The 10,370-nt window shown below is 70.9% G+C and carries 12 protein-coding genes and 1 pseudogene; 5 read left to right on the forward strand and 8 right to left on the reverse strand.

The window, feature by feature from the left end:
* Positions 1–134 precede the first annotated feature (134 nt).
* The 3 genes from ABGB06_RS37705 to ABGB06_RS37715 are packed head-to-tail and all read left to right on the forward strand — an operon-like array spanning position 135 to position 2,219.
* Entirely contained in the window at positions 135–470 is a 336-nt protein-coding gene (locus ABGB06_RS37705) for a YciI family protein (protein WP_347599593.1), read from the forward strand.
* A complete protein-coding gene (locus tag ABGB06_RS37710) occupies positions 467–1,714 on the forward strand; it encodes a sigma-70 family RNA polymerase sigma factor (protein WP_347599596.1) in 1,248 nt (415 codons plus the stop codon). The genes ABGB06_RS37705 and ABGB06_RS37710 overlap by 4 nt, the downstream gene beginning before the upstream one ends.
* Before the next feature lie 28 nt (positions 1,715–1,742).
* Positions 1,743–2,219: a DinB family protein gene (locus ABGB06_RS37715; RefSeq protein WP_347599599.1), complete on the forward strand. Its 477-nt coding sequence runs from the start codon at positions 1,743–1,745 to the stop codon at positions 2,217–2,219.
* A gap of 299 nt (positions 2,220–2,518) precedes the next feature.
* Here the strand turns inward: ABGB06_RS37715 and ABGB06_RS37720 are convergent, their stop codons facing one another.
* The gene (locus tag ABGB06_RS37720; RefSeq protein ID WP_347599602.1) at positions 2,519–3,400 is read right to left on the reverse strand and encodes a TIGR02452 family protein; all 882 of its coding nucleotides are present in this window, start codon (positions 3,398–3,400) and stop codon (positions 2,519–2,521) included.
* Positions 3,401–3,767: 367 nt separating this feature from the next.
* On the opposite strand from ABGB06_RS37720, the gene ABGB06_RS37725 reads away from it, so the two are divergent.
* On the forward strand, positions 3,768–4,019 hold the full coding sequence (locus tag ABGB06_RS37725) for a hypothetical protein (protein WP_347599605.1): 252 nt from the start codon (positions 3,768–3,770) through the stop codon (positions 4,017–4,019).
* A 23-nt stretch (positions 4,020–4,042) separates the two neighbouring features.
* Positions 4,043–4,405 (forward strand): hypothetical protein, encoded by a 363-nt coding sequence (locus tag ABGB06_RS37730; protein WP_347599608.1) that lies wholly within the window; start codon positions 4,043–4,045, stop codon positions 4,403–4,405.
* A 756-nt stretch (positions 4,406–5,161) separates the two neighbouring features.
* Here the strand turns inward: ABGB06_RS37730 and ABGB06_RS37735 are convergent.
* The 7 genes and pseudogenes from ABGB06_RS37735 to ABGB06_RS37765 all read right to left on the reverse strand — a co-directional run bounded on the left by ABGB06_RS37735 (position 5,162) and on the right by ABGB06_RS37765 (position 9,963).
* On the reverse strand, positions 5,162–5,827 hold the full coding sequence (locus ABGB06_RS37735) for a dihydrofolate reductase family protein (protein WP_347599611.1): 666 nt from the start codon (positions 5,825–5,827) through the stop codon (positions 5,162–5,164).
* Positions 5,827–6,363, reverse strand: coding sequence for an SRPBCC family protein (locus ABGB06_RS37740; RefSeq protein WP_347599614.1), 537 nt, complete (start codon positions 6,361–6,363; stop codon positions 5,827–5,829). The genes ABGB06_RS37735 and ABGB06_RS37740 overlap by 1 nt, the downstream gene beginning before the upstream one ends.
* Entirely contained in the window at positions 6,347–6,709 is a 363-nt protein-coding gene (locus ABGB06_RS37745; RefSeq protein ID WP_347599617.1) for a metalloregulator ArsR/SmtB family transcription factor, read from the reverse strand. The genes ABGB06_RS37740 and ABGB06_RS37745 overlap by 17 nt, the downstream gene beginning before the upstream one ends.
* A 90-nt stretch (positions 6,710–6,799) precedes the next feature.
* Positions 6,800–7,063 (reverse strand): annotated as a pseudogene (locus ABGB06_RS37750) (MMPL family transporter); the annotation flags it as partial.
* Between the two features lie 242 nt (positions 7,064–7,305).
* Positions 7,306–8,472 (reverse strand): iron-containing alcohol dehydrogenase, encoded by a 1,167-nt coding sequence (locus ABGB06_RS37755; RefSeq protein ID WP_347599620.1) that lies wholly within the window; start codon positions 8,470–8,472, stop codon positions 7,306–7,308.
* A gap of 32 nt (positions 8,473–8,504) precedes the next feature.
* A complete protein-coding gene (locus ABGB06_RS37760; RefSeq protein WP_347599623.1) occupies positions 8,505–9,389 on the reverse strand; it encodes an alpha/beta fold hydrolase in 885 nt (294 codons plus the stop codon).
* Between the two features lie 10 nt (positions 9,390–9,399).
* Positions 9,400–9,963 (reverse strand): DJ-1/PfpI family protein, encoded by a 564-nt coding sequence (locus ABGB06_RS37765; RefSeq protein ID WP_347599626.1) that lies wholly within the window; start codon positions 9,961–9,963, stop codon positions 9,400–9,402.
* Positions 9,964–10,370: the final 407 nt, after the last annotated feature.

The following is a 10,370-nucleotide window of genomic DNA, read 5'->3' on the forward strand; positions in this document are numbered from 1 at the left end:
CCGAGCAGGCGGCCACCGTCGGTGTGGCGTGCGCCACACTTTCCCGCTTCTTTTCGCGAGAATGTCCGGACCGGGAACCGTCGATCGTCATCAGGGTGCGACGAGGGACAACAACAGAGACAGGAGTGCCCGCGATGAAGTACCTGATGTTCGTCTGCACGGATTCCGAACCGGACGCCGACACCTCGAACTGGCCCGACATCGAGGAGTGGGTCGCGGAGAACGACGCCGCCGGCCGGCGCCTCCAGGGCTCGGCGCTGGGCCCCACGTCCTCGGCGACGACCGTGCGCGTGCGCGACGGCGAGCTGCTGGTCTCCGACGGCCCCTTCGCGGAGACCAAGGAGGTGATCGCGGGCTTCGACCTCCTCGAGTGCGCCGACCTGGACGAGGCGATCGAGGTCGCCCGCGCCCACCCCATGGCGCGCGCGGGCCGCATCGAGATCCGCCCGCTGGCCGACCTCGAACAGTGACCGGCCCCGGGCGCGGGCCCGCGTGGGACGCCGCCGCGTCGGCCGCCGCCGACGCCTACCCGCGGGTCGTCGCGACGCTGATCCGCACCACGGGCGACTGGACCCTGGCCGAGGACTGCGCGCAGGAGGCGCTGGTGCTCGCGCTGGAACGCTGGCCCGCGGACGGCGTGCCGGCGAACCCGGGCGGCTGGCTGATGACGGTGGCCCGCAACCGGGTGCTCGACGTGCTGCGCCGAGCCTCCGTCGAGCGGCGGAAGCTGGCCGATCTGGCAGTGCTGGAGCCGGCCATCGCCTCGGAGGAACCCGCGCCGGGGGAGCGGGAGGACATCGCGGACGACCGGTTGCGGCTGATCTTCACCTGCTGCCACCCCGCGCTGGCGCTTCAGACCCGGGTGGCGCTGACGCTGCGCGCGATCTGCGCGGTCCCGACCGCGGACATCGCCCGGGCGTTCCTGGTCAGCGAGTCCGCGATGACCCGTCGGCTGACGCGGGCGAAGGCGAAGATCGCGCAGGCCGGCATCCCCTACCGGGTGCCGGCCGGCGACGCCCTCGACGAGCGGCTTCCGGGCGTCCTGGCGGTGATCTACGTGCTGTTCACGCAGGGCTACAACGCGGACGGGGAGCCGGCGTTCGCCCAGGAGGCGATCCGGCTGGCCCGGCTGCTGGCGCGCCTCATGCCCGGCCAGTCCGAGGCGTCCGCGCTGCTCGCCCTCCTGCTGCTGCAACACTCCCGGCGCGAGGCACGCCGGGACACCGAAGGACGCCTGGTCTCCCTCGACAGGCAGGACCGGTCCCGTTGGGATCACACCGCCATCGACGAGGCCATGGCCATCCTGTCCGACCTGCGGCATGCGCCGCGTGCCGGGCCTGCCGGGCCGTACGCGCTTCAGGCACGGATCGCCGCCTGCCACGCCGCCGCCCCGTCCGTCGAGGACACCGACTGGCGGCGGATCGCCGACTGCTACGACCAACTCGTCCGGCTTCAGCCGAGCCCGGTGATCGAGCTGAACCGCGCCGTGGCGCACGGGTACGCGCACGGGTCCGCGGCGGGGCTCGAACTGCTGGCCAAGGCCCGCGCGGGCGGTGCGCTCGACGACTACCCGCTGGCCGTCGCCGCCGAGGCGGACCTCACCGCCCGCGCCGGCGACCGCGACCGCGCCGCCCACCTCTTCCGGGAGGCCGCCGCTCGCACCCAGGGCGAGTCCCAGCGCCGCGCGCTGCTCGACCGCGCCGACGAGATGTAGTCGAGACCCAACAGGAGGGGGGAGAACCGTGGAACTGCTCGCCGCACTCGATGCCCAGCGCAGGCACGTGCTGGGCATCGTGGAGGGACTGGACGAGGAGGCTCTGCACCGGCCGGTGCTGCCGTCCGGCTGGACCTTCCTCGGGCTCATCAACCACTTGGCGCTCGACGTCGAGCGATTCTGGTTCCGCGCGGTGGTCGCCGGCCAGCGAACCGCGATAGCCGAGCTCGACGCGTCCGGCGATGCCTGGAAGGTCGGTACGGACATGCCCGCTCACCGTGTGCTCGACGACTACCGGCGGCAGATCGACCTCGCGAACGCCGTCATCACCACCACGGCCGAGGACGCCGCGCCGGCCTGGTGGCCGGGTGACCAGTTCGGCGACTGGCGGATGCACACCCATCGAGAGGTGCTCCTGCACGCGATCACCGAGACCGCCTGTCACGCCGGGCACCTGGACGCCGCACGGGAACTCCTCGACGGCAGACAGTGGCTCGCCATATGAGGAGCCCGTCCTGACATCCGACGGCTCCGGTAGCGGTGAGCGGCTGCTGCGGGCCGGTGGTCCCGGATGGGCCTACTCTTCCCCCGCTATCCGCCCGTTCTCGACATCCTCTCCCGCACCATCGGAGTCGGGAAGCGGGCGACTGGGCCTGACCACCCCTTCCAGTCGCCCGGTGGCGTGTCACGCCACGACGGCGCGGGCGCCGCGGCAGGCCCCGCGAAGCGGGGTGCGCGCCACCCGCGCCGCCACGTAGCGGTCGGCCCCGACGGCCCCACCCCACCGGGGCGTTTCGCAACCGTTCAGCCGGTCTGGTGCCAGGGCTCGTCGCTGATACGCCGGAGACCGTCCTGTCCGTCCGGGGCGAAGCATTCACTGAACGCGGCTCGGTTGGCGGAGTCGGGTGAGCGGTCCCAGATCGCGAAGGTCACCCGCTCGAACGCTGTGGAGAACGCGCCGCCGGCGGTGAGGTGGGAGTGGAATGCCTCGGCGACCTCGTGGGGGTCGTTGCGGAAGACTCCACATCCCCAGGCGCCGAGAACCAGTTGGCGCGCGCCGTGGTGGGCGGCCACGGCCAGTACCCGTTCCGCGCGTTGCTGGAGGACACGCGGGATCCGGTTCCGCGCGCTGGGATCGCGGCGCTGTGCCTCGCCGGCGTTGGGCGCGGGAGAGGTCAGGAACGAGACGGGGTAGGGCTCGGCCAGCAGTCGGCCGTCGTCGTCGCGGTGCACGGGGACGTCGGGGGACCAGATGACGCGGTGACTGTAGAACAGGTCCGGGGAGTCGCGGTGGGCGGCGTAGTAGTCGGGGGCCTGGAGGAGGCAGGGAAACAGCAGGGCGTTGCGGCAGAGGTCTTCCTCCTGGGCCTTGGCGCCACCGAGGTAGCCGCCTCCGGGATTGCGGGCGGAGGCGAAGTTCAGGACGGCGATGCGGTCGGCCCCTTCGAGATACAGCCGTCGCGCGGCCTGGAGGCTGCCCTCAGCGGTCACCTCGAACGACGTCTGGTGACTGGTCGCTCTGTCGGGCACATCGATCGGCCCGTCGGGTGAATAGCTGACGGTACTCGATATCGCTGTCTCCAGTGCCGGGCCCACGACGACTACCGCACCGTCGTCGGTCGTGTACTGGCCATCGGCGACGATCTGCGCGTTGGCGGCCGCGATCCCCCGCAGTCTTCTGCTCACGCGTCCGCATGCTAGGCCGCGAACGCCTCGTCGGCCAAAGGGATTTCCGGACGGTGCCGGGTCCGTCGCGACGACGGACGCCTCGGACAGAGCGGTCACCGCGATTGAGGAATCGGTCGATGCTCCCGATCCGGGGCCACCCGGCCTACTCGTTCCCGGTGTTCTCGGCTGCCGTGTCCGCCTGCGTGACCACGGGAGTTGTCCGGGGGCGTACGCCGCAAGGATGACCCGCCGCCGCGTCCTCCGCGAGGACGGCCGGATGTCGTTGCCGCGGCCGACGCGCCGTGGCACGGCCCAACCCTAGGTTCGCTGGGGACGGCACCGGCATCCCCTCGTGACCCCAAGGACGGACGATTCCAGAACCCGTGTGATCGAACTGGCCGGCGTGGCCAAGCGCTACGACAGCGCAAGCGCACCGGCGCTCGGATTGATCGACCTCAGCGTCGCGCCCAGGCTCGGTGACCGCGTCCGGCCGGCATGTCGACCAGCTGAGCGAGCACGGTCCGGCCCGGTTCACCGCGAGCAGATCGGCACCGTCTTCCAGTTCTTCGACCTGCTCGACGACCTCACCGTCACCGACGACATCCGGATTTTCGGCCGAGCCCGCCGAACGGCCTGATTGCGAACAAGGAGCAACTTCTGATGGACAACCTCAAGAAGATAGCGAAGTGGGCAGGAATTGTTTTCACCGGCTTGTGTGGCGTTGTGCTGCTCGGCGGTGGCAAGGTGACATCGGGAATTCTGCTGATTGCTACGGCTTTTATCATGGTTCTACCGGTCCGGCGACCCATGCTGCCCCGTTGGGCCTGGGTCGGATTGATCTGTGCTGTATTCGGGGTTGTGATATGGAATATATCAACCACCGATCTTCCGAATTCGTCAAATGTGATGATGGCGGGCTGCGCTAACGAAAATTCTGATACGTACACGTCGACTGGGTTCAAGTTCCTGGATCAGGTGACGCATATCTTTCGCGGCTTTCTGTCTCAAGCCGAGGGTTCCTGATACACCGTCATGAACGTTCGTGATCGCGGTGGCCGTACCCATGCCGGAACTCGGCCCCCACACGACGCTGACCAGCACGGCAGCTGGAACCACAACTGCCGTGACAGAGCGATGGATCGCAGACCGCAGGTCGCTTCGGTCGGTGTGTCAGTGGCGAGGTGCAGGATGACCACCATGCGCCTCACGCGATGGACGGCCGACGACATGCGTGTCCGGGACGGGGGATGGTGCGATACGGCTGACGGCCGAGCAATGCCTGGAGGCGCCGCCACCGCCGGGGGACGCGTGGCAGGCCGCCGTCGAGGTCAGCGTGCGCAGCGCGACGGGTGAGTTGTGGCTCACCCCGGTCTACGGGGACGCCATCGAGGAGGCGGGGAACTTCGCGGTGGCCGGTGTGGGGTGGTATCGGGTTCGTGTGCAGGCGCGGGGGGTCGCTCGGAAGGGCGGGGTGGAAGCGGATTGGAGGAGCACGCGCTGTCCGTGTGGCCCGCGCCGCCGGAGCCGGATCGGGTCCTCGTCGTGGCGGACGAGGCGCGCGGTCACGACGGCGGGCGCCAATTAGCCAGGTTGCCCGCACCTTGTCCGATTCTCACCCGGGGAGTGGCCCAGCCATGGGGCAACGGCGCATGACTTTCCAGGCGATCGAGGTCGGCGACGGCGTGGCATTCCGGTTGTTCGCAAGGGTGCGGCGGTGCTCGTGTTCGGCTGGGGCAGTGCCGCGCCCCGTGCGATCGGGGGCGCGGGGTGGGGTGTTGGCTAGGGCTTGGTGACGGTGTAGGTCAGGTGGGTCACCCGGGGCGATGGGTCGCTGCGGGTCTGGTCGAGGGTGAGGCGGGCGGGGTCCACGCGGTCGAAGAGGGGGATGCCGGTGCCGAACAGCACGGGCGCGAGGGCGATCGAGAACTCGTCGATCAGGCCGGCGCCCAGGTACTGCTGGATCGTTTCGGCGCCGCCGGCGATGCGGACGTCGCGGTCGCCGGCGGCCGCGCGGGCCTGGTCCAGGGCGCTGGAGATGCCGTCGTTGACGAAGTGGAACGTGGTGCCGCCCGGCCGCTCCCACGGGTCGCGCTGGGTGTGGGTGACGACGAACACCGGGGTGTGGAACGGCGCTTCCTCCGGCCACGCCAGCTCGCCGGCGTCGAACATCCGCCTGCCCATGACGCTGGCGCCGGTGCGCTCGTACGTCGCCCGGGCGATGTCGTTGTCGAGTCCCTCCTCGCCGCCCTCGCCGAGCTTGAGGTTCTCCCGGAAGAACCGCTGCGGGAACAGCCATGCCTGCAGCTTCGACCACTTCGCCAGCCAGTGCTGGACCCTCGGGTCGTTCTGGCCTTCGGGCGAGAAGACGTCCTCGACGGGCACGGCCTCCGGCGCCATGAAGCCGTCGAGCGACATCGTCACGCTGAAGAACACCTTCCCGGCCATCAGTCCTCCGCTCCGTTCGGCGTGGTCCGGTTCCGGGCGGTCCGGTCCCGGGTGAGTTCGGCGACGTAGGCCGCCAGGTTGGCCAGCGTCTGCTCGCCGCCCTCGATCGCTTGGTACTTCTCAGCCGCCTCGTCGCGCAGCTCCTTGGTCGGGAACACCGTGCGCATCACGAGCCGGGTCTGCTCGCCGGCCGGCTCGAAGGTCAGGACCGACTCGAAGGCGTTGGGGTCGTCGCGGGACTCGCCGTGCAGCAGCGCGATCCGCTCCGGCGGGGCGATCTCCCGCCAGGTGATCCACTCCTGGTAGTCGGTGCCGTCCGGCCCGTGCATCACGAAGTCCCAGGCCCCGCCGACGCGGAACTCGAAGGACCGCGTCGTGGTGGTGAAGCCCTCCGGTCCCCACCACCGCGACAGGTGCCGGACGTGCGTGAACGCCTCGAACACCAGCTCCCGCGGGGCGTCGATGGCCCGGGAGATCACGATCTCGCGGTCCGCGGTCGTGTGGTCGGGCTCGCCGCCGCTACTGGTCGTCGCCATCGTGTGGTTCCTCCTGCCTTGCCTGTTTCAGGTCCTGCACGTACTCGTCCAGCCGGTCGAAGGCCTCGTTCCAGAACTCTTCGAAGCCGCCCACCCACTCGTGGATCGGCCGCAGCCCGCGGGCGTCCAGGCCGTACAGCCGCTGCTTGCCCGCCCCGCGGACCCGCACCAGCCCGACCTCGCGGAGCACCCGCAGGTGCTTGGACGCCTGCGGCTGGGTCATCCCCAGGTCCCGCGCCAGTGCGGTCACGGGTCGCTCGCCGCCGCGCAGCAGCGTCAGGATCTCCCGCCGCTGCGGCTCGGCTATCGCGTTGAACGCGTCCGAGGTCGTCGCCGCTCGTGCCATGGGCTCATCATATGCCTATATCGGCATGCGTCAACAAGAGGCTGAGCAGGCCGCCACCGCGGCGGTGCGGCGGAGGGTCAGTACGGTGGCCGGTCCGGCCTGGTGGAGGCCGACCAGGTCCTTCAGCCAGCCCCACTGGAAGACCGCGACGAGCGTGCCGAGGGACGCCAGGACCGACAGCAGGAAGCCGAGGGCGGCCTTCAGGGGCACGAGGAGGGAGCGGAAGACGAGGACGAGGACCAGGAAGGCAAGCCCCACGACGAGGGTGAGGTAGGGCACGACGGCCGCGCTGAACCTGTCGGAGATGTCGGTGTTGAGCCCGGTGGTTCCGGTGACCATGAAGCGCGCTCCGGTGGCCCGCTTTCCCACCCCACGCGTCGGTCCGGTCGGCTGCTCGCGGTCGGCGGTGCACGAGCCCGGTGGTTCCCGCTCACGCGCGGCCCCACACAGACGACCGGCCGGGCGGCGGTCCGAGTCCGAGTGCGATCTGGCGAGGGATTCGCGCGTGGGGTGAGCGACTCGACGTCATCGAGGCGGGTGATGTCGGGCCAGCGTCCCGCGGATGACCGCACACCTCGAGCGCGCGGTCCGCGACCTCACCCGCGTGCCGCGCCGAGCCGATTCGGCTCGCCGTGCCAGGCCGCCATCAGGATCTGTTCCAGCGCGTCCACGTCGAGCCGCACGGGGTTGTTGTCGATGAGTCTCCTGATGCCGATCGAGGCCTCGGCCAGTCCGCGGACCTGACCGACCTCGACCCCGATCTCGGCCAACGACGCGGGCAGTCCGACCCGCAGCCCCAGCTCGTGGACCGCGACCACGGGGTCGGTGCACTCCATCGCCCCGGCCAGAGCGGCCATCTCGGCGCGGCGCGCCGGTCGGTTGAACTCCATGACGTAGGGGAGCAGGAGGCCGGTCCCGAGCCCGTGCGAGGTGTGGGTCGCCGCTCCGACCGCGAACTGGAGGGCGTGCGCCGCGGTGACGCCGGCGTTGCCGAAGGCGATGCCGGCGAGCAGGCTGCCGTAGAGCATCGCCGACCGGGCGTCCAGGTCGTCGCCGTCGTCGACGGCGCGGGCCAGGTTCGCGGAGATGCCGCCGGCCGCGGTCAGGGCGAGGGTGTCGGAGAGCAGGTTCTTGCCGACCTGCGGTCGGGCGAGCACCGAGGACGCGGTCGGGGGCTGGCGGATCGCCATGAAGGACTCCACGGCGTGGGCCAGCGCGTCCATCCCCGAATGAGCGGTCACCGTGCGCGGTGCGCCCACGGTCAGCAGCGGGTCGCAGAGCGCGTGCCGCGGGATGAGGTGCCGACTGGCGACGCCGACCTTCATCCGCGTCGTCGCATCGGTGATCACCGAGACCGGCGTGACCTCCGAACCCGTCCCGGCGGTGGTGGGCACCGCGATCAGCGGCAGCACGGGGCCCGGCACCGACTCCACGGGGTAGTAGGTGCTCAGCGGGCCCGGGTGGCTCGCCAACAGCGCGGTGACCTTCGCGAGGTCGATGGTGCTCCCGCCCCCGACGGCGACGACCACGTCTGGCCGGTACTCCGCGGCGCACTCGACCGCTTCCGTGATGGTGCTCTCCGGCACGTCAACGACCGCTTCGGCGAAGACGCGTACGTCGACGCCCGCCTCGTGCAGCGAGGCGCGCACCGAGGTGAACCCGGGCGATCCGGCGATGTTCGGATCGGTGACGACCAGCGCCCGGTCGCCGTATCCGGCGGCGAGTTGGCCTGCCGCCGCGGCCATCCCGGTGCCGAAGATCACCTGGGCGGGTGTGCGCAGGATCGCGAAGTCGTCTACGGCTCCTCCAGGAAGGTCGTCAGGAGCCGGTGCAGCTCCGTCGGTCGTTCGGCCGGTGAGGCGTGTCCGCACGCCCCGAACAGGTGCGCCCTCACATCGGGCAGCAGGTGGAGGAGTCGCAGGGTGCTGGACTCCAGCGGCACGACGCGGTCCTCCGTGCCGTGCACCAGGAGCGTGGGCGCCCGGATCCGCGCCAGCTCGTCGGTGGTCAGCGCGAGGTCACGAACCCATCGCTCGCGCGGTGGCCGGAACATGTCGGCGAACGCCTCGAGCGGACCCGGCTCGAGCGTGGCGGCCAGCCGCGCGTCGACGGCCTCCTCGGTGCGGAACGCCTCGTCGACGTGCAGCAGCTCCAGGAGCCCACGGGCCGCCGCGCGCCCCGGCCGGTACGCCCAGAGCTGGTCCAGCCCCGGCGGTAGCGGCATGTCGAGCCCGAGGGTGCCGATCCCCACCAGCCGGGTGACCGTCCGCGGCCGGGCATGGGCCACCGACAGCGCGATGGCGCCGCCCATGGAGTTGCCAACGACGGCGCAGCGGTCCAGCGCCAGCTCGTCCAGGAGCTCCAGGACCTGCGCCGTCCACGCGCGGCGGCCGTAGGAGCGCTCCCCGTCGGACCCCGAACCTGGGAGCGGCCTGCTCCGGCCGAAGCCGACGAAGTCGGGCGCGATGACGCGGAAGTCGGGCGCCATCGCGGCCATGAGAGGCTCCCAGGCCGCGCCCGTGGTGCCCGGTCCTGAGCCGTGCAGCAGGACGACGGCCGGGCCGGAACCCGCCTCGCGCACGAAGGTCTCCCGCCCGGCGACCCGGACCGTCCGTCCCTCGATGTCGGGGCGCGTCGTCCTCGCGCCGTACGGGCGTGCGCCACCCGCGGGAGAGCTCACGGGGCGGTGGTCAGGTGGGGGCGTTGGAGCGTTCGAGGACCGATACGAACGCCCGCGACCATTCGGGCAGGTCCGGCCAGCCTCGGCAGGAGACCATGTTCCCGTCGACGACGTCGGGCTCGTCGACGACCGTCGCGCCGGCGGTCTCCATGTCCACGGCCAGAGGCCCGAACGCGGCCGTCTTGCGGCCCTTGAGGAGGCCGTAGGCGGCGGGCACCTGCGGTCCGTGGCACACCGTGCCCACGGGCAGGTTCTGGGCGAAGAAGTACTCCGTGATGCGACGGACGTCGGCGTCGAGGCGGATGTACTCAGGGGCGCGACCACCGGGGATGATCAAGCCCGCGTACTCCGTCGGATCGACCTCGGAGAAGGCCAGGTCGACGGGAAGCTTGCGTCCGTTCTTCTCCGTGTAGGCGTCCGACTCCGGCTCGAAGTCGTGGATCACCAGTTGCACGGCCCGACGCGTCAACGCGGCGACGTCCGCCTGGTAGCCCGCCTCGCGCATGCGGAAGATCGGGTACATCGCGTCCAACTCCTCGGCTGCGTCGCCGACGAGCACGAGCACTTTCCTCATCGTTCCTCCGGTTCTCCGCAGCGGTTCTCCGCAGCCCTGATCGCGCGCTTACGTCCTATCGCCTCGGGTGTTCTTCGGGAGGGAACGTACGGCATGCCTCTGGCCCGCTGCAAGACAGCGAGGGGGTCACAACACGCCAGAAGCCGGGGCCCCTTCCCCACGTCCCGGCACGCCTCGAAGCTCCCCGAACCGGGGCCGGTTGGAGCCGACAGGGTGGGGTCGACGAACAACGTCGCCTGGTTTCGCCCACCGTTTCCGCGCGGGCCGGGACCGCCGTTTCCGGCAGGCCGTTCTCGGTGGGGTTCAGGGGTGTGGGTGGTGGGGTGGGGCGGTGCTGGCGCGGGTGATGAGTTGGGTGGCGAGTTCGACGTGTTCGAGGGGTGGTTGTTCGCCGCGGGCGAGGGTGA

It is taken from the genome of Streptomyces sp. B6B3 (genome assembly GCF_039871525.1).
GTDB lineage: Bacteria > Actinomycetota > Actinomycetes > Streptomycetales > Streptomycetaceae > Streptomyces.